Below are 17,910 nucleotides of genomic sequence, written 5' to 3'. Positions count from 1 at the left end.
AGCCCGCGCTCGCGGTGCCGTCAGACACCCGGCCGCCAGACGAGTGGCTCAAGCTTGCAGTTGCCTTTAGGCCTCGCGGCCGGCGCCGTCCTTCTCGCCCGGCGCACCCTGAGGGTCTTTCCGTTGCGCAAGGAAGACGGGTGCAAGGAGCTTGGTGTACACGCCAAGCCACGCGATGGACGCGCAGAAACCCGCAAGCACGTCTGAGGCGTAGTGAACGCCCAGGTAGATGCGGCTAAGCCCCACGAGCACGATAACAAGGCCAAAGCCGATGACGCCAAGCCGACGCACGAGGGCGTCCTTCTCGTAGCGCCAGACCATCCAGATGAGCAGCCCGTAGAACGCCATCGCCACCATGGAGTGGCCGGACGGGAAGCTGAAGCCGCTCTCCGCGACCAGGCGGTAGCCCTCGGGGCGTGGGCGCTGGATCAGCGCCTTGAGCAGCAGGTTGAGCAGCGTGGCGAGCACGAGGTTGACAGCGGCGCACAGCCCGGGGCGGCGTCCGGGGGCGAAGACCTCGATTACCAGGAGCATCACCACCAGCACCACGGGGTAGGCGAGGTCCGATATCGACTGCATGATGGGCGTGAGCCACGCCGCGCGCATGTGCATCACGACCAGGCTGTGCGCGGCGGCGTCCATGCGCATGATGTCGTCCGTCTTGATTTCGAACAGAAGCCAGGTAAAGACCAGCACCGCAACGAGCACCAGCATCGCGCGCCGGCTCTGCACCAGCCGCGCGAGCGCGCCTGCCTTGCGCTTGTCTTGCGTCATGGGATGACCTCCGTGGGTGCGGCCGCGCAGATGCCTGCAAGGAGGCCGGCGGCCGGCAGATACAAAAAGCGGACGCCGCGCAGACGTCCGCAAAATGCGTATGTGGGGCGGGCCCTACAGGTTTGCCTCGAGCTCCTTCACGAGGTCGGCCTTCGGCATGTTGCCCACCATGGTGTGGACGGGCTTGCCGTCCTTGAACAGGATGAGCGTGGGGATGGACACGATCTGGAACCTCTGGGCCAGGTCGCCCTCCTCGTCCACGTTGCACTTGTAGACGGTCAGGCGGTCGGCCATCTCGTCCCCAACCTGCTCGACGACGGGGCCAAGCGCGCGGCAGGGGCCGCACCAGGAAGCCCAGAAGTCAACCAGGACCGGCTTGTCAGAGCTTGCGAGGACGGAATCGAAGTCCGCGGAGGTGATTGCGTTTGCCATTAACTCTCTCCTTCGAAGGGGCGCGCGCGAGCGCGCAGATTGTCTCTGGAGCGCTTATACCCAATCTGCGCAGGATTGCGGCGCTAGAATCGAATCCATAAAAGCCAACGGCGACAACACGAGAGGAGCGACCATGCCGTCAGACAGGGAGGCGCGTCGCGACGCGTACGTGGCGAAGGCCCGCGCGGAGCTCGCGGGGCTCGCGTCTAGGGGCGTGTGCATGTCTGGCAACTCGTTCTCTTCCGTCCTGTTTGTGAAAGGCCAGCTCAACGCAGGCGAGAAGGACGGGCGTCCCCTGCTTTCGGGCGAGGACGGGACGGCGCTCCGCAAGTCGCTCGAGGCGCTGGGCTACGCACCCGAGGACTGGGCGGCGGTGTCGTGTTCGCTTGACACCGGCAAGCCGCTGCCTGCGGAAACGCTGCAACGCGTCGTAGCCGCGCTTGACCCGGCGACGCTCGTCTTGTGCGACGAGGCCGCCGCCGCGGCCGTGCGCGAGGCGTACGCGGACGAGCTCGCGGCGCTTCCGGACTTTGCGGAGGCGATGCTCGCGCCCGGCGTCGTGGCGCTTGTGCTGGGCATGCGCGTGCTGAACCTGGGCGGCTTCGAGGCGGCCCTTGCAGACAAGCGGCAGAAGCAGGTCATGTGGGCGCGCCTGAAGCGCGTACCGCCGCTTGGCGAGCCCATCTAGCGCCACCGGGCCCGCGGCCGCGGCAAAGGGCCCGCGCCCTTCTCGCCCGCGCGCAAGTCTGTTGGCACTTTATGCCCTGTCACGCATCTTTTGGCGAACGGGGTAGAATTAGGGCTGTATGTTGCGGTCGCCGCCCGGGCGACCCGGTCTTGCACGTAACTGCAGTCAGACCTAAGGAGCTAGCATGCCAGACGTACCCGCACCCATCGACGCGACGCAGACCCCAGAGTGGAAGGCCCTCGAGGACCACTTCGACAGCCTCCAGTCCAAGGGCATCAGCCTGAAGGATTGGTTCGCCGCTGACCCCCAGCGCGTCCAGAAGCTGTCGTTTGACCTATCCGACCTGCACTTTGACCTGTCGAAGAACCTCGTGACGGACGAGACCGTCGAGCTGCTGGCCGCCCTTGGCAAGGCGGTGGGTCTTGAGGAGCGCCGCACCGCGATGTTCAACGGCGTGCACATCAACACCACCGAGGACCGCGCCGTCCTGCACACGGCGCTGCGCCGTCCCGCGTCAGACGCCGGCAAGCTCATCGTCGACGGCCAGGACTGCGTGAAGGACGTGCACGAGGTGCTGGACCGCATGTACGCGTTCGCGGAAAGCGTGCGCTCCGGCGAGTGGAAGGGCGTCACCGGCAAGAAGATCGAGACCGTCGTCTCCATCGGCATCGGCGGCTCCGACCTGGGCCCGGTCATGGTGTACGAGGCGCTCAAGCCGTACGCGGACGCCGGCATCTCCGTGCGCTACGTCTCTAACATCGACCCCAACGACATGGCCGAGAAGGTCAAGGGCCTCGACCCCGAGACCACGCTGGTGGTCATAGTGTCCAAGACGTTCACGACGCTCGAGACGATGACGAACGCGCGCGAGGCTCGCACCTGGCTGCTGGAGGGACTGAAGGCGCAGGGCGCAATCGACGGCTCCGACGCCTCCGTTGCAGATGCCATCAAGAAGCACTTCGTCGCGGTCTCGACCAACCTGGAGCTCGTTGAGAAGTTCGGCATCGACCCGGCGAACGCCTTCGGCTTCTGGAGCTGGGTCGGCGGCCGCTACTCCGTCGACGCCGCAGTCGGCCTGTCGCTCATCATCGCGTTTGGCCCGCAGATGTTCAAGGACTTCCTGGCCGGCTTCCACGACCTCGACACCTACTTCTGCGAGACCCCGCTCGAGCAGAACGTCGTCGCGCTCATGGGCCTCATCAACGTCTGGTACGTCAACTTCTTCAAGGCCGCAAGCCACGCCGTGCTGCCGTACAACCAGTACCTGCACCGCTTCCCGGCGTACCTGCAGCAGCTGACCATGGAATCCAACGGCAAGTCCACGCGCTGGGACGGCACCCCCGTCACGTCCGACACCGGCGAGATCTTCTGGGGCGAGGCCGGCACCAACGGCCAGCACGCGTTCTACCAGCTCATTCACCAGGGCACGCGCATGATTCCGGCCGATTTCATCGCGTTCGCCAACACTCCCAACCCCACGAAGGACGGCGACCAGGACGTGCACGAGCTCTTCCTGGGCAACTTCCTTGCGCAGACGAAGGCCCTCGCCTTTGGCAAGACCGCTGACGAGGTCCGCGCGGAGGGCACTGCGGAGTGGATGGTCCCGGCGCGCGTCTTCACCGGCAACCGCCCGACCACGTCGATCTTTGGCGACACGCTGAACGCGCACGCCCTGGGCGAGCTCATCGCGCTGTACGAGCACATCACGTTTGTCGAGGGCACGGTCTGGGGCCTGGACTCCTACGACCAGTGGGGCGTCGAGCTGGGCAAGCAGCTTGCGAAGCAGATCACGCCCGCGTTCCACGACGACGAGGCGCTCGCCGCCCAGGACGCCTCTACGAAGGCGCTCATCGCGTACTACCGCGCGCACCGCAGGTAGGCGCAAGGCGGCCGCAAGGCAACTGCAAGGTTGCCGCGCGCGGCGACGACCGAAGCTAGAGCACGCAAGGCCTCCGGAGCTGGCATCTGCCTTTGGCCCCGGAGGCCTTTCCCTTCTCGCCCCGCGGGCGAGAAGGACGTGAGAACATGGTTGCGACCCGCCTTTCGGGCGCCTTGCGCGGAAATTTGCCCGAGCGCCACGCGCGGACGCCTCGCGGAAGACTTTGGAGGCATCATGGCAGAGTATCGAACCGTCACGACCGCGACGGACAGGGGCGCATACGTGAGCAGGCTTGTGCTTGACCTGCCGTACGACGTTGCGGATGCCGGCGACCTTGCAGATGCCTTTGCCGTGCGCGCGGATGGGGAGGACGTAGCCGTGCTTCGCGCATGGGCGTGCGACGAGATGGGCGCGCGTCGTCCCGGCGGCAGCCACGTGGTGCTCGAGCTTCCGGAGGTGAGGGCCACCCAGCGCATCGGTGGCGGGGTCATGGGCTCGAGGGAGCTCATGCCCGTGTTTCACGTGGCACAGCGTCGCGCGCTTGCGGCGAAAAATCCTTCTGCGGGTGCGCTCGGGGGCCTCGTGTTTGATGAGTCTGCGGGTGACACCTGTCCCGACCTGCTGGGATGGGACCTCACGGGCGAAGGCAACTTCGATGGGTACCACATGCGCCTCTCGCTCTTTACGCCGGAGTGCGCGCGGGGTAATCGCTCGCCGCGGCCACGGTCCGTGCCGCTGCTGCTGTGGCTGCATGGCGCGGGCGAGCCGCGCGTGCCGTTTCTGACGGTCATGGCAAACAGGGTGACGGCGCTTGGGCAACCGGACATCCAGGCAAAGCTCGGCGGTGCGGCGTACGTGCTGGTGCCGTCTTCCCCCACGTATTGGATGGACTCTGGATCCGGCCGGATGGATGACGACAACCAGAGTCGCTACGTGCGCGCGCTTGGCGACATGGTGCGTCGCGCCGTCGCGGCGCTGCCGGCCGTTGACCCGTCGCGCGTGTACGTGGGCGGGCTCTCCAACGGCGGGTTCATGACGTGCCGCCTGCTGGCAGACTACCCAGACCTGTTTGCCGCCGGCATCGCCGTGTGTCCGGCGTGGAACGACGACCTTGCGACGGAGGCCGAGGTCGCGGCCATCGCTCGCACACCGCTCTGGTTGGTGCAGTCCGCGGACGACGACATCGTCGACCCGCGTCGCACCTCGATCCCCACGTACCGCCACCTGCGCCGCCTTGGCGCGGACGTCCACCTTACCCTGTTTGACCACGTGGACGACCTGACGGGCCGCTACCATGACGCATCGGGCGCGCCGCTTCGCTACCGTGGCCACTTCTGCTGGGTCGAGGTGTACCACGACTTCGTGGACGTCGACGCGGACGGGTCGCCCGTGACGGTGGGCGGCCGCCCGGTGAGCCTGTGGGAGTGGGTCGGTCTGCAGCGCAGGTAAAGACTGGTGCAAGATCGCGCCTGCGCCTGCGCCTGCGCCTGCGCCTGCGCGCGGCGCGTACAAGCGAAGCGGGCGGCCGTTGGCAAAAGCCACGTGCCGCCCGCCTTCTTGCGGTTGTCTTCCACAGGGCTTGCGGCTGCCTGCGCAGTCGCCGCCACGACCGTCGCGCTACTCCGTCACGAGGCCCTGGTACTCGGGGTGCTTCTTGAACCACGCTTGCGCATAGCTGCAGGAAAGCCTGGCCTTCTTGCCCGTCGCCTTGATGTGCTCCGCCGCGCGGCCCATCAAGAGTCCCGCGGTCCCCATGCCGCGCTCCGTTGGGGCAACGTACGTCTTGTTGATGTCCACGACGCCGTCCCCCGCGTCGGGAAAGAGGACTGCGCCCTTGACCTCGTTGTCGTCGCCAAGGAACTTGACGCTGTTGTCGTCGACCTGAAAGATCATGTTGAGCCTCCTTAGGGTGCCAAGCGGGGGCCGCGTGGCAAAATCGCCATGCGGCCCCCGCGAAAACTGCGTATGTTTTTATGTATACCCGTAAAGGCAGATGCTAGACATGCCGTCTTCGCGGGCGGTTGCGTCGCGCCGTCAGCAGTTGCCCACCAGCACGCAGTCAAGCTCTTCTCGCGCAACGTCAGCCAGGTGATAGACAAGCTCCACGTCCGTCGGCCGTGCGTCAGACATGTGCCAGCGCGGGAAGAACCGCGTCACGTGCAGCACCACCGTGCGGTCGACGGAGGCAAGCCACCGCGAAAGCCTCTGCATGTGGTCGTCCGTGTCGTTCATGCCGGGCACGACGAGCATGGTCACCTCCAGGTGGCAGCCGCCCTCCGCGGCCAGCGCCTCTATGGTGTGCCGCACGGCGTCCAGCGCCCCGGCAGGCGCGCCGCACGCGTGGTAGAACGCGGGCGAGAAGGACTTGAGGTCTATGTTGGCGGCGTCCACCAGGGGCGCGAGGGTTGCAATTACCTGCGGCGTGGCGCACCCGTTCGAGACGAGCACGTTCGCGAGGCCCGTCTCGTGCGCAAGCTCGCCGCAGTCGCGTACGTACTCCCAGCCAACGAGCGGCTCGTTGTACGTGTAGGCGATCCCCGCCATCTGTCTGCCGGCCGCCTCCTCGCGGCGCCGCACGTCAAGCGCCATGCGCACCAGCTCCCGCGGCGATACCTCGCGCCACGGCACGTCGCCCTCGCCGGATTGTGATATCTGCCAGTTCTGGCAGAACGGGCACCGCAGGTTGCACCCGTAGCTCCCAACGGAAAGAACGGTCGAACCTTGCATCCACCTTGCGATGGGCTTCTTCTGTATGGGGTCGAGCGCAATGGACGTGAGCCTGCCGTAGTTCTCTGGCAGGACCCTGCCGTCCCGGCAGCGCCGCGCGCGGCACCGGCCAAGCGTGCCTTCCGCAAGCCTGCAGCGCCGCGGGCACGCGTCGCACGTCGCGCCTGACGTTGCGCCTGGCACGGCGCCCGACGCTGCGCGCGTCATGTGTGCCTCACCACCTCGAAGCGATCCAGGTGCCAGTCGTCGCGCGAGAGGTCTATCCCGCCCTTGCGCGCCGCAATGCGCACCTGCTGCTCCACGCTGTCCACGCCGTCAAGATCGGGCAGGAGCAGCCCGCGCCGGCCGTCATCCGTGCTCACGATCACGCCGTAGCGGTGCACGTCCAGCTCCTGCGGCCCCGCTATGCGCTCCGGGGGCGTCAGCACGTCCACGTCGTACACCAGCTCGTCCAGCTCGCCCTTGCGCACGGGCGAGAAGCGCGGGTCATGCGCCCCGGCAGAGACGGCGTTGCCCAGGATCTCTGCCCACAGGGTGTCGCGCGTGGGCATGATGGTCCCGATGCAGCCGCGCAGCTCGCCGTCCTTCTTGAGCGAGACGAAGCAGCCGGCGGGGCTGTCGTCCGCTGCCTTGCGCAGCTGTGCCAGCAGCCCGTCTGGCACGTCGGCCGCGCGCAGGCGCTCGCCCGTGCGAACGAATGTCTCGAGCGACAGCCGCGCCAGCCTCACAAGCGGGTCCTCCGCCTCCTTGCGGCGACGCATCTCCTCGCGGTGGGCGTCCTCGTACGCGGAAAGAAAGTCGCGAGCCGGGTCCGCGCGTTCTTCTCCCGTGGGAACGAACGCCGCCACGCCGTAGCCAACGCCAAAAGGCCCCTGGTAGGAAAGGAGCTCTGAGCGCACGTCCGTCTGGTCCAGCGCGCCGGCCATGATCTGGAAGCTGCGCAGGCCGCACTCTGCCGCGCGCTCCGCGAACCCGCGATCGATCATCAAAAGGTCAAGAAAATCCGCGGTGGAGAAGTCGTTGCACACGCGCCGGTCAAACTTGGGCCCCTCCGCCGCAAACCCGTACGGGCCCTCTGGCGCAAGCTTGTGCGAAAGGTCGCCGGACGCCACGTACACGCAGCGCCGCCCCAGCACGCTGGCCACGCGCTGCACCAGCGTGCCCATGCGGTAGTGGTCCGCGGGCGAAAGGCCGGAAATGCCCATGCGCACCACCTTGTAGCGCGGCTCGCGCCCGGCCTTGCGGTAGGCTTCCTGTATAAAGTGCAGCGGGATCATGGTCGCGTGGTCAAGCGCGGAATCGCGCTCGCCCTCGCAGCCGGCGGCAAGCCCGTCCGCGTCCGCCGCCGCGGCGAGCGCCGTCACGAACTCAGTGTCGTAGCACGCCGCGTAGCGGGCCTCCCTTGCGCCAAACTGCCCAAAGTTCCCCTCCGCGGACGTGCCGGGCGATACGTGGATGTAGTCGCGGTACATGACGGAGTGCGGGGACGATATCACGATCGTCTGCGGGTCGAGCTCCGCGATGCGCGCGCCTACCTCCCGATACGCGTCGATCGTCTTCTGAATCTCTTTCTCGCGGCCCCTGCCTACGGCCGGGATGATCAGGGGCGGGTGCGGAACCGCGAACGCCGCTACGATTGCCATGGGTCCTTCCTCCCCGGCATGCGAAGGCGGGCGCACGATGCGACATCCGCACCGCGCGCCCGCCCGTGACGCCGTTATGTTGCCGCTGGTTACAGGGTTGATACCCATACTGCGGCGCGTCTAGCGCGCCGGACACCCAGCTTGCGGCTATCTTGCACCTATCTTGCGGCTTTCTCCAGGAACTGCTCGAGCTCGCGCAGGCGGCTCACGCTCATCTGGCTGGCCGGGAAGTACGCCACACGCGCCTTGCCAAACATGGCCAGACAGCCGTGCTCGTCGTGGCGCACGCGGCGCAGCTCGCGCAGCGGCAGGCGCAGCACCTCTGCACCGGGGCCCTCCACGATGACCTCCTCGGCGGTCACGACGTTGTGGCGGTTGAGGTCCTCCTTGGAATCGCCCAGGTTTGTGCCCATGAGAGCCCACATGGTGACGGACTTCCAGTTGCCTGACGCCGTGGCGCCAGACACCGACAGCACAAGCGCGATCAGGAAGATCGCCAGGTTGAATCCCAGCACGAAGTTCGTCACCAGCATCACGATGCCAACGACCAGAAGCACGAGGCACAGGTCGCGCGTGCGGCCCCCGCCATACAGCGCGGCCGCGTTGTCCGCGCTCTTCTCGTCCAGAAAGTACGTTGTCGAGAAGAGCACGTCTCCGTACTTTTCGGCATCTTGCTCGGCTGCGGTGAGGTTTTGCTCCTGGCGCTGCTTTGCGCTTATGTGCGCCGCCTGCTTGGAGCGGTTCTTGCTCTTTTTTGACATGTGGTCTCCCTGTACGTGGTTGAACCCCACGATGGTAGCGCAAAGGCAACGGGTAGCGAAAGGTCCGCCCCGAAGGACGGACCCGTGACGTGACCTTGCGGACGGCTTGCAGCTACCTTGTGGCGCTACTCTGCCAGGAGCGGCTCCATCTTGAACGTGATGCAGTTGACGTAGCCGCGGTTGGTGAGGCGCAGGAACGGCACGCAGGCAAGCGACATGACGCCCATGGTCATGAACGGCGACGGCAGCGTGCAACCCATGGTGGACCATGCCTGCTCGATGCGGTCGACCTCGGAGGCGACCACCTCGACGGGCTTGTCGCTCATGAGGCCGCAGACGGGCAGCTCGACCAGGGCGAGGACCTTACCGTCCATGACGGCGACCTCTCCGCCGCCGCACTCCGCGAGCGTCTTCGCCGCAAGCGCCATGTCCGCGTCGTTGTCGCCCATGACGAGGAGGTTGTGGGCATCGTGGCTCACGGTCTGGGCGAGCGCGCCGTGGATGCCGAAGCCGTTGATGAAGCCGAAGGCGTGAGTGCCCTTCTCGCCGTGGTGCCTGTCGAACACGCAGGCCTTCAGCACGTCGTGCTCCGGGTCAGCCTGGAGCGAGCCGTCGCGCACGGGCACCTGGACGAAAAGCTCGCGCGTGAGGGTGTCGCCCGCGTTGACTCCGAGCGCGCGGACCTTGCACGTGTCTTCCTGCGTGTCGACCGGGATGCGGAACGTCTGCGGCGTGATGTCGATGCCAAGGTCCATGGTGTTGGTCATGAAGTCGGGCCACTGGAACGGCTCGACCTCGAACAGGGCTTTGCCGTCGCGCGCGACGAGCTCGCCGTCGATGTAGACCTGCGCGGCGCGGAAGTCCGTGAGGTCCTCGAACAGCGCGATGTCCGCGCACTTGCCCGGCGTGATGGAGCCCATGTCCAGCCCGACGCCGAAGTACGTGGCTGCGTTGATGGTGCACATCTGGATGGCGACGACGGGGTCGAGCCCGAGCCTGACGGCCTCGCGCAGGACGCGGTCCATGTGGCCGTCCGCGACGATGGTGTGCGGGTGGGAGTCGTCCGTGCACAGCATGCAGTGGCTGGTGTCCACGCCGCTCTGGACGAGCTGCGGCAGGTAGCCCGGCAGGTTGAGCCAGGCGGAGCCCTGGCGCAGCTGCACGTACATGCCCATGCGGAGCTTTGCGAGGACGTCCTGGAACGTGCTGGACTCGTGGCAGCTCGTGACGCCGGCGGCGATGTAGGCGTTCAGGCCGCGGTCGTCGTCCGTCGTGACGTAGTGGCCGGTCACGGGCTTGTCGGCCTTGAGGGTCTCTTGCACCTCGCCGAGTGCGTTCTTCTCGCCCGAAAGGATGCCGGGGAAGTTCATCATCTCGCCGAGGCCACAGGTCTCGGGCCACGTCATGGTGTCCGCGACCTGCACGGCGTCGATGCTGGAGCCCGTGTCCTCGACGCCGAGGACCGCCGGCACGCACGACGGCGTGGTGAGCATGATCTTGAGCGGCGTGCGGGCGGCGTCCTGCCACATGGCCTTCACGCCCTCGAGGCCGCGGACGTTTGCGACTTCGTGCGGGTCCGCGTAGATGCCGACGGTGCCGTGGGGCACCACGCCGCGCGCGTACTCGGACGGGCCGACCATGGAGGACTCGATGTGGATGTGGGTGTCAAGAAGGCCGGGCGCGGCGTAGAGGCCGTGGGCGTCCACGACGGTTGTGTTGGGGCCGATGCAGTGCTCGGCCGTGTGGCCGTCGAATCCGATGTAGGCGACGCGGCCGCAGCTGATGGCGATGTCCGCGTTGTCCAGGATCTCGCGCGTGGTGACGCTTACGAGCTTTGCGTGGCGGATGACCGTGTCCGCGGCCTCCTGACCCTGCGCCACGCGAACGAGCTTACCGTTGCATTCCCAAAGGGGAACCTTGCAGAAGTGATTGATCATGCGCGCCTCCCGTGACGACGCCGTGGCCGTTCGCTCTGCCCGCGGCGATATTTGGTTGCACCTAGGGTAGCGTATCGGCGGGGCGCCGCGGCCGTGGATGCCCAAGCGACGCTCAAACGACGTGGGCTTTTGGTGTTATCGTCCGGGCGATACCACGTGCGCCGCGCCGGGCAGGTAGAGTATCAATCCGTGAGTGTGCTCGATGGGTTCGGGCGACGTACTGTTCCGAACCTGGTCAGGACCGGAAGGTAGCAGCCATAAGGAGCCTCGGGCGGGCGCCCGTTCCCATCGAGCACACTTTGACCTGCGCCCCAAACCGCGAACGCGGCAAGGGGTGTTGTTGTAAGCAGAGACTGCGGACCCGCCTGTCGCGAGCCCTGGCACGCGTTGGCGCCGCCAAAGGTAAGGATTTTCTCGCATGGGATTCGTGAACTTCATCGTCGAGCTGCTGAAGGACCCCCGCACGGCCATAGCCAGCGCCATCGCCGCCGGACCGGTTGTGGCGTACGGCTTTGTGTTTCTCATCATCTTCATCGAGACGGGCGTCGTGTTCTTCCCGTTTCTTCCGGGTGACTCGCTGCTGTTTGCGTCGGGGTTCTTCGCGCACAACGGCGGCTTCAACATCTTTATGCTGCTTGGCGTCGCGTGGGCCGCGGCCATCCTGGGCGACCAGTGCAACTTCATGATCGGCCACTTCTTTGGGCAGAGAATCGTGGCGTCAGGCAAGGTAAAGGCCATGACCCCGGAGCGCGTGAAGAAGACGGAGGACTTCCTGGACAAGTGGGGCCACCTCGCGGTCTTCCTGGGCAGGTTCTTCCCGTTCATCCGCACGTTCGTCCCGTTCCTGAGCGGCATGGGCGGCATGCACTGGCGCAACTTCGTGATCTTCAACATCCTGGGCGGCATCACGTGGTCCACGCTCTTTACGCTGCTGGGCTACTTCTTTGGCGGCATCCCTGCGGTGCAGAAGCACTTTGAGCTGGTCATCGTGGGCATCATCCTCGTTTCTGTCATTCCGGCCGTCGTGGGTGCGCTCAAGGCGAAGTTTGGCAAGAAGGCGGAGGAGGCGGCCGAGTAGGCTGCCGCGCGGCAAGGGAGACTGCCTGCGAAGGCGCCCGTTAAGATAGATAGGTACAAGCCTGGGGCGTCTGCCTTCCGACGGAGGCGGGCGCCCCTTTGCGTGGGACGGAGGATGCATGAGCGATGACACGACGACCGCGGGCATGGCCGCGGCGGAGCGCGAGCGCAGGCTCGAGCGCTACGAGGCGTTTGCGGCGGGCGTGCGGGAGGACTACGGCAACGCCGTGCGCCAGATGGACGACCTGCGCGCGCAGGGTCGCATGAAGACGGCGACGTACCGGCAGCTCTTTGCGTACAAGTCGACGCTGGGCGAAATCCTGGACCGCCTGGAGGAGTGTGGTCTGTAGGGGCGCCAGAGAGAAGGACGACCGAGGGGACGTTTCCCAGCTTGGGCGACGTCCCCTTGTGCATGGAGACAGGCGTCATGGATTCGAGAGGTCTAAACCTTAGGCTGAAGCACTTAGATATAGTTAGCGACATAGACTCAAAAAATCTGAGAAATCATGTTTAAGTTACTGGTAGGTGGTTACATATACCAGTGAACCCAAGGAAGCCCAAAGGAAGGGCGTCCAGCCAATAGAAGGAGTGGTAACAATGGCAGGCATGGTTCCCTATAGCGACTACGAGAAGGCACTTCGCAGGGTTTGGCCGTTCGCAGCGATTGACGACTTCTTCGCACCGCTGGCTGTGTCGGACGCAGACGCGTTCAACATGGACGTCGAGGACGCGGGCGACAAGTACGTGATCACGGCTGAGCTGCCGGGCGTCAAGAAGGACCAGGTCGACATTGAGCTCAACGAGGGTCGTCTGAGCATTAGCGTCGACAAGAAGGAGTCCGACGAGCAGAAGGACAAGAACTACCTGCAGAAGGAGACCTCGGAGTGGCAGGCAACCCGTGGCGTGTACCTGAAGGACGCGGCCAACGAGGGCATCTCTGCAAAGATGGACGGCGGCGTTCTGACGGTCGACGTCCCGAAGCAGGAGGAGAAGAAGGCAAACGTCACGAAGGTCACCATCGAGTAGCCGGACGGCGGATGTGCTGCGACCTACTTGCTTGCGGGGCTGCGGAAGCGCGGAATTGCAGGCGCGAAGGTGACTGCTAGGTAGCAAGCGTTAGATGCCAGGCGGAAGGCGGTGCCCGATGCCTGGCGGCCGAGAGCTGAAAGGGGGTCGAGGCGAATGAGAGAGGGAATGGCTTTCCCGCGCACGCGAGGTTTCGTGCGGCCGCAAGAGTGTCGCGGACTCATGTGGCGTCGATTCCCGGGGACTCACGGCGTCGTGAGACTCTAGGAAGGCGCGGAAACGGCGGGGGTGCCTCGCCATCCACGACGCGGAACACGCACTCGCGCATGCGCACAACCGAATATGACTTGCTCTGGACGGGGCGGTGCCGAGAGGTGCCACCCCGTTCTTCTCATCTGCGCGAAAGCCCCACGGGGCCGTCCTGCGCAACCGTCTGCGTGAGCGATGGTCGCGGCGCGCGGCGATGCGTTGGATAATGCGCATGTCGAAGCATTGGTCGCGCGCGGACGGACGCGCGCGGGGGAGGGGGAACATGAAGTCTTACACGCTGGACGACCTTGCGAGGCTCGTTGACCACACCAACCTGCACCCCGACGCGACGCGCGAGGACATGGAGCGCCTGTGCGGCGAGGCGCGGCGCTACCACTTCAAGATGGTCGCGATCAACTCGGTGCAGTCGGCGCTGTGCTCGCGCCTTCTGGCGGGGACCGACATCGACACCGGTGCCGCTATCGGGTTTCCGCTGGGACAGACGAGCGTCGCGTGCAAGGTGTTCGAGACGAAAGACGCCCTGGCCGCGGGTGCGAACGAGATCGACTACGTGGTGAACCTGACGGAGGTCAAGGCCGGCAACTGGGAGTACGTCGAGGACGAGATGCGGCAGATCGTGGACGTGTGCCGTGAGGCAGGCGTTCCGAGCAAGGTGATCTTCGAGAACTGCCTGCTGACCGATGACGAGAAGGTGGCGCTGTGCGAGGTGGCCAACCGCGTGCTGCCCACGTTCGTGAAGACGTCGACCGGTTTCAGCACCGGCGGGGCGACCGTGGAGGACGTGCGGCTGATGCGCGCGCACGTGGATCCGCGCGTGAAGGTGAAGGCCGCGGGTGGCATTCGCACGGCCGACGCGTTTTTGGACATGGTGCGCGCGGGTGCCGAGCGCATTGGCTGCAGCGCGGGCGTGCCGATCATGGACGAGCTGCGGCGCCGCTTCGAGGAGTGGGGCGTGAGCAGCATCGAGCTGTAGGCGGGACGTGCGACGCAACTAGTGAGGCCGAACGTAGAACACTCAAAGTAAGGTTGACGTTCGCGTCGCGTTTTCGCAGGTCGCTGAAATGTGTCGAAAATATGTTCTACGTTCGTGTGCGATGGGCCGTGTCCGGGTGATGCGGCCCATCGCTTTCGTGCCCGTACTAGCGACGTTCGAGCTCGCCGCGGGCCATGTCGCCTCGACGGCCAGGCAGGAGCGACCACAGCAACAGCTGCCTGGTACGTGCGAGGTCCTGGTGGGTGAGAGCATCGCGTTGGGCGAGGAGGTTTCGAGCTCCCTCGGCCTCGATTCTGTCCATCGCCCATCTTGCCAGCGCGTCCATACCGCCTGGCTCGTACAGATCTTCGGACGTAACGGAAATAACCTGCAGGCCAGCGGCCATAAGCTCGCGGTCTCTGCGGCGGTCATCGACGAACTTGTGTCTCGCATCGCGTGTTGCCCTGTCAAGCTCACGCTCTCTGGCGTGGCTGCCTGGGTTCAGCCCAAGGTTAAGGCCGGCGTGGGCAATGGTATCGATAGGAAGGTGATCGCTGCTGTCGTAGTTGAAGCCAACGTGCGTTCCTGCAAAGAGAATGTCTGGAACGCGAGAGGTGCGCGCTCCGACGAAGGCGGTGCCCCCAGCGAATCGCTTGTTGAGGACCAGGGGCCCGAGGCCATAGCCCTGGCTTGTGACGGGTATCGAGAGCACGGTCGCCACAGAGGTTTCCATCGGAGACCAGGAGTTATCAGTAATGAGAGGTGCGAGGCTTCTTGCCTGCTGCATTCCCCAGATGTGAGCCTGCGGGTAGGAGGCGAGAAAGGCACGTATCTCTTCCTCGCTAGTTGCGGGAGCGATGCCGAACGTCGACGCACCGCGATTGGGCTCGTGGGCGTCCAAGGTGTAGGTTCCGCAAAGCTCGAGCTCGAGCGCGAGGTGCTCAACGGGGGAAAGAAGAGACCCCATCTGTGCAAAGAGCATCTCTGGTCGGGGTATCCAGATTTCGTCATCGACTCGGATGAACGAGTTCTGCGGCAATAGCCAGTCCCTGAGCGTACTGGCATGCAGCAGCTTTGTGCGCGGTGCTTTGCAGAAGCGGCTAACGATAACCTCGACTGGCTCCCCTGGACTCGGCGGTTCGCTCAGGAGGAGCGCGTCGCAATCGATGGCTTGTGCGGACCAACGCTTCGCGGGCGAGGGGTCAGGAGCCTGGAGCTCGCCGTGGGGAAGGTTGTGCAGGTCTACGCGCTGAGCCCTAAGGGCGCGCGTGATGCGCAGGGCATCCGAAAGTCTGACCGTGAGTCTCATGTTGAAGACCTCCCGTGCGTGACCGCGGCTTTGTCATCACTAACTCGTTCTTTCGACCGCGCGACGCTCTCGCGCGGACGAGCGACGAACTAAGATGAGCTGCCGCATGTAGTAGTGAGGGCGAATTATAACAAATATCAACGTTCGACTAGTCGTCCATAGCAAGCGATATAGCGTGATAAACGAGCAAAATTGACTCAACTGGGCAAACTCCATAGATGCATAAAGATAGATGAAAGATAAGTACTGTGGACGTAGCGCGCCGCAGCAAAATCGCTGCCGCATGCGGCGAAAAGCACGGCAAGCGATCCGCGCGGTCCGTGGCAGCAAGGCATCCCGCGCCGCGACCGCGATGCGTCGCAAGCCCCCCGGCCGCTATACTTATGCCCCAGACAACAAGGCCCGCGACGCGGTGCCTCGGCGGCATAGCCGGGGGCGTGGCGTCGCGACGCGCGGGAGGCGCAATGGAATCTCTGTACAGGAAGTATCGTCCGCAGACGTTTGACCAGGTAGTTGGCCAGCAGCATGTGGTTTCGACGCTTGAGAACGCCGTGCTGGAGGGCCGCACGAGCCACGCGTACCTGTTCTGCGGGCCGCGTGGTACGGGCAAGACGACCATGGCGCGCATCCTGGCAAAGGCCCTGATGTGCGAGCAGGGGCCGGGGCATCTGCCGGACGGGACGTGCGAGCAGTGCAAGCTGATCGCGGCGGGCGAGCACCCGGACGTGTACGAGCTGGACGCCGCGTCCAGGACCGGCGTGGACAACGTTCGCGAAGAGATCATCAATCGCGTCAACTATGCCCCCGTGCGCGGCAATTACAAGTTCTATATCATCGACGAGGTCCACATGCTCACGACGGCGGCGTTCAACGCGCTGCTGAAGACGCTTGAGGAGCCTCCTGAGCACGTGGTTTTCGTACTGTGCACAACGGACCCGCAGAAGATTCCCGAGACCATCCTCTCGCGCGTGCAGCGCTTCGACTTCCGCGCCATTGGCGCGCCGGACATCGAGGCCCACCTCGAGGACGTCTGCCGTCAAGAGGGCTTCGAGTACGACAAGGCCGCGCTCGAGCTGGTGGTGCGCCACGCGCGCGGCGGCATGCGCGATGCGCTGAGCACGCTGGAGAAGCTCTCCGTATTTGGTGACGGCAAGGTGTCGCTGGAGTCCGCCCAGGACCTGTTAGGCGAGGTCAGCGGCTCCATGCTGGTGAGCGTCGCCTGCGCCATGGCGGAGCGCAACGTGCCCACGCTGTTCTCGGCTGTGGGCGACCTCGTGAGCCAGGGCCGCGACCTGCTGGAGTTCAACCGCGAGCTCGCGGGTCATCTGCGCGACGTGTACGTGATCGCCGCGGTGGGAGCGAAGCCCGGCGTGGTGGACGCCAACGAGGAGGAACTGCAGAACCTGCGCGACGAGGCGCTGGCGTTTGGCTCCGTGGACAGGATCTCGCGCGCGATGGTGGTGCTGGGCGATGCCGCGAAGGAGATGCGCACCGCGACGGACCAGCGCCTGGTGCTCGAGGTGGCGCTCACCAAGATCGCGCGCCCCAAGAGTGACCTGACGCTCGACTCCCTCGCGGACCGCGTGGCCCAGCTCGAGCGCCGCGTGGCGGAGCTGATGGTGCCGGGCGCGATGCCTACCGCCGCTCCGGCGACCCCCGCGCCACCGACCGCCGCACCAGCGGCCGCGCACCGTGCGCCGCGTCCAACTGCGCCCGCGCGTCCGGCGCAGGGCGAGAAGAACGTGGCCACCGCGCCGCAGCCAGAAGCTGTGGTGCGCCCTGCGCCTTCACCGCAACCCAGGGCGTCGCAGCAGGCGCCCGTGCAGGCAGCCGCAAGCAAGCCGGCTCCCGCGCCACGATCCGCGGCGCCGGCACCGAAGCCTGTCACGTCCCGGCCGACACCGGCTCCGGCACCCCAGCCCGCACCGGCTCCGGCACCCCGGCCGGTGCCAAAACCGGCATCCCAGCCGGCGCCCCAGCCCGTGGCTCCTGCGCCAAGTCCGGCTTCCGGATCGACTGCCGTGACGGATGGTGGAGAGCTCCAGCGCAGGTGGCGCCAGGTGGTTGACGCGCTGGTGCGCAAGGACCCGCCGCGCGGCTCGCTGCTGCTCAGCTCCTCGGCCATCAGCGACGACGGCTCGAAGCTGCTGGTCAACCTGCCTAAGGGCTCCGCGTTCGCCGTGAAGATGCTCGAGCGAGCAGACGTGAGGGCCGTGGTCGAGCCTGCCGTCGAGGCGCTGTTCGGCCACAGACAGCTGATCTATGCCGAGGCAAGCCTGCGCGGCGCGGACATCGCGCGCTCCCAGAGGGCGGCCGCGCCGACTCCCGCGCCCGCACCTACGCCGACTCCCGCACCGCGGCCGGCTCCCGCACCGCGGCCGGCTCCCGCACCGCGGCCGGCCCCTGCCCCGGCT

General features: G+C 65.9%; 16 protein-coding genes and 1 other RNA gene. 9 read left to right on the top strand and 8 right to left on the bottom strand.

The genetic code is table 11. The annotated features are described in order from the left end of the window. Positions 1-66 precede the first annotated feature (66 nt). Both ACTQWE_RS00085 and trxA read right to left on the bottom strand, forming a co-directional pair. Positions 67-774 (bottom strand): phosphatase PAP2 family protein, encoded by a 708-nt coding sequence (locus ACTQWE_RS00085; RefSeq protein WP_441854942.1) that lies wholly within the window; start codon positions 772-774, stop codon positions 67-69. 114 nt (positions 775-888) lie between these two features. Further along, entirely contained in the window at positions 889-1,206 is a 318-nt protein-coding gene (trxA, locus tag ACTQWE_RS00080; protein WP_090847325.1) for a thioredoxin, read from the bottom strand. 133 nt (positions 1,207-1,339) lie between these two features. Between trxA and ACTQWE_RS00075 the strand changes: the two genes are divergently transcribed. From ACTQWE_RS00075 to ACTQWE_RS00065, 3 genes are all read left to right on the top strand, one after another. Then, positions 1,340-1,894, top strand: a complete 555-nt coding sequence (locus tag ACTQWE_RS00075; RefSeq protein WP_441854941.1) for a hypothetical protein — start codon at positions 1,340-1,342, stop codon at positions 1,892-1,894. 184 nt (positions 1,895-2,078) lie between these two features. After that, positions 2,079-3,773, top strand: a complete 1,695-nt coding sequence (gene pgi / locus ACTQWE_RS00070) for a glucose-6-phosphate isomerase (protein WP_441854939.1) — start codon at positions 2,079-2,081, stop codon at positions 3,771-3,773. A 234-nt stretch (positions 3,774-4,007) separates the two neighbouring features. Further along, positions 4,008-5,222 carry a prolyl oligopeptidase family serine peptidase gene (locus tag ACTQWE_RS00065; protein WP_441854938.1) on the top strand — a complete coding sequence of 405 codons (1,215 nt, stop codon included), beginning with the start codon at positions 4,008-4,010 and terminating at the stop codon, positions 5,220-5,222. A gap of 168 nt (positions 5,223-5,390) precedes the next feature. Here the strand turns inward: ACTQWE_RS00065 and ACTQWE_RS00060 are convergent, their stop codons facing one another. The 5 genes from ACTQWE_RS00060 to ACTQWE_RS00040 form a co-directional block, all read right to left on the bottom strand. After that, a complete protein-coding gene (locus ACTQWE_RS00060; RefSeq protein WP_170104696.1) occupies positions 5,391-5,666 on the bottom strand; it encodes a GNAT family N-acetyltransferase in 276 nt (91 codons plus the stop codon). A 141-nt stretch (positions 5,667-5,807) separates the two neighbouring features. Beyond that, positions 5,808-6,707, bottom strand: coding sequence for an AmmeMemoRadiSam system radical SAM enzyme (gene amrS / locus ACTQWE_RS00055; protein WP_441854936.1), 900 nt, complete (start codon positions 6,705-6,707; stop codon positions 5,808-5,810). Then, complete coding sequence (gene amrA, locus ACTQWE_RS00050) at positions 6,704-8,143, bottom strand: AmmeMemoRadiSam system protein A (RefSeq protein WP_441854934.1); 1,440 nt, start codon at positions 8,141-8,143, stop codon at positions 6,704-6,706. Before amrA ends, amrS begins: the two co-directional genes overlap by 4 nt. 158 nt (positions 8,144-8,301) lie before the next feature. Further along, positions 8,302-8,904, bottom strand: coding sequence for a hypothetical protein (locus tag ACTQWE_RS00045; RefSeq protein WP_441854932.1), 603 nt, complete (start codon positions 8,902-8,904; stop codon positions 8,302-8,304). Positions 8,905-9,029: 125 nt separating this feature from the next. Then, positions 9,030-10,841, bottom strand: coding sequence for an adenine deaminase (locus ACTQWE_RS00040; RefSeq protein ID WP_441854931.1), 1,812 nt, complete (start codon positions 10,839-10,841; stop codon positions 9,030-9,032). Between the two features lie 199 nt (positions 10,842-11,040). Between ACTQWE_RS00040 and ffs the strand changes: the two genes are divergently transcribed. The 5 genes from ffs (at position 11,041) to deoC (ending at position 14,187) form a co-directional block, all read left to right on the top strand. Then, an RNA gene (ffs, locus tag ACTQWE_RS00035) (signal recognition particle sRNA small type) lies at positions 11,041-11,136 on the top strand. Between the two features lie 123 nt (positions 11,137-11,259). Then, positions 11,260-11,919, top strand: a complete 660-nt coding sequence (locus ACTQWE_RS00030) for a DedA family protein (protein WP_441854929.1) — start codon at positions 11,260-11,262, stop codon at positions 11,917-11,919. A 118-nt stretch (positions 11,920-12,037) separates the two neighbouring features. Further along, positions 12,038-12,268 carry a hypothetical protein gene (locus ACTQWE_RS00025; protein WP_441854927.1) on the top strand — a complete coding sequence of 77 codons (231 nt, stop codon included), beginning with the start codon at positions 12,038-12,040 and terminating at the stop codon, positions 12,266-12,268. Positions 12,269-12,515: 247 nt separating this feature from the next. Then, positions 12,516-12,944, top strand: a complete 429-nt coding sequence (locus ACTQWE_RS00020) for an Hsp20/alpha crystallin family protein (protein ID WP_090863840.1) — start codon at positions 12,516-12,518, stop codon at positions 12,942-12,944. Positions 12,945-13,476: 532 nt separating this feature from the next. Further along, positions 13,477-14,187 (top strand): deoxyribose-phosphate aldolase, encoded by a 711-nt coding sequence (gene deoC, locus ACTQWE_RS00015; protein ID WP_441854925.1) that lies wholly within the window; start codon positions 13,477-13,479, stop codon positions 14,185-14,187. Positions 14,188-14,353: 166 nt separating this feature from the next. Here the strand turns inward: deoC and ACTQWE_RS00010 are convergent, their stop codons facing one another. Continuing rightward, positions 14,354-15,496 carry a hypothetical protein gene (locus ACTQWE_RS00010; protein WP_441854923.1) on the bottom strand — a complete coding sequence of 381 codons (1,143 nt, stop codon included), beginning with the start codon at positions 15,494-15,496 and terminating at the stop codon, positions 14,354-14,356. 464 nt (positions 15,497-15,960) lie between these two features. Between ACTQWE_RS00010 and dnaX the strand changes: the two genes are divergently transcribed. Next, positions 15,961-17,910, top strand: a 1,950-nt coding sequence (dnaX, locus tag ACTQWE_RS00005) for a DNA polymerase III subunit gamma/tau (RefSeq protein WP_441921188.1), incomplete at its 3' end; no start/stop codon positions are given.

This window comes from Parafannyhessea sp. LCP19S3_B1, assembly GCF_052121955.1.
Classification (GTDB): domain Bacteria; phylum Actinomycetota; class Coriobacteriia; order Coriobacteriales; family Atopobiaceae; genus Parafannyhessea.
This window is presented reverse-complemented; position numbering and strand designations above follow the sequence as displayed.

Excerpts from the sequence above, each read along its gene's own strand:
- ACTQWE_RS00065 (WP_441854938.1), top strand. The coding sequence starts at position 4,008 with ATGGCAGAGTATCGAACCGTCACGACCGCGACGGACAGGGGCGCATAC.
- deoC (WP_441854925.1), top strand. The coding sequence starts at position 13,477 with ATGAAGTCTTACACGCTGGACGACCTTGCGAGGCTCGTTGACCACACC.
- ACTQWE_RS00040 (WP_441854931.1), bottom strand. The coding sequence starts at position 10,841 with ATGATCAATCACTTCTGCAAGGTTCCCCTTTGGGAATGCAACGGTAAG.
- ACTQWE_RS00025 (WP_441854927.1), top strand. The coding sequence starts at position 12,038 with ATGAGCGATGACACGACGACCGCGGGCATGGCCGCGGCGGAGCGCGAG.
- ACTQWE_RS00030 (WP_441854929.1), top strand. The coding sequence starts at position 11,260 with ATGGGATTCGTGAACTTCATCGTCGAGCTGCTGAAGGACCCCCGCACG.
- amrA (WP_441854934.1), bottom strand. The coding sequence starts at position 8,143 with ATGGCAATCGTAGCGGCGTTCGCGGTTCCGCACCCGCCCCTGATCATC.
- ACTQWE_RS00060 (WP_170104696.1), bottom strand. The coding sequence starts at position 5,666 with ATGATCTTTCAGGTCGACGACAACAGCGTCAAGTTCCTTGGCGACGAC.
- pgi (WP_441854939.1), top strand. The coding sequence starts at position 2,079 with ATGCCAGACGTACCCGCACCCATCGACGCGACGCAGACCCCAGAGTGG.
- trxA (WP_090847325.1), bottom strand. The coding sequence starts at position 1,206 with ATGGCAAACGCAATCACCTCCGCGGACTTCGATTCCGTCCTCGCAAGC.
- ACTQWE_RS00075 (WP_441854941.1), top strand. The coding sequence starts at position 1,340 with ATGCCGTCAGACAGGGAGGCGCGTCGCGACGCGTACGTGGCGAAGGCC.
- ACTQWE_RS00020 (WP_090863840.1), top strand. The coding sequence starts at position 12,516 with ATGGCAGGCATGGTTCCCTATAGCGACTACGAGAAGGCACTTCGCAGG.
- amrS (WP_441854936.1), bottom strand. The coding sequence starts at position 6,707 with ATGACGCGCGCAGCGTCGGGCGCCGTGCCAGGCGCAACGTCAGGCGCG.
- ACTQWE_RS00045 (WP_441854932.1), bottom strand. The coding sequence starts at position 8,904 with ATGTCAAAAAAGAGCAAGAACCGCTCCAAGCAGGCGGCGCACATAAGC.
- ACTQWE_RS00010 (WP_441854923.1), bottom strand. The coding sequence starts at position 15,496 with ATGAGACTCACGGTCAGACTTTCGGATGCCCTGCGCATCACGCGCGCC.
- ACTQWE_RS00085 (WP_441854942.1), bottom strand. The coding sequence starts at position 774 with ATGACGCAAGACAAGCGCAAGGCAGGCGCGCTCGCGCGGCTGGTGCAG.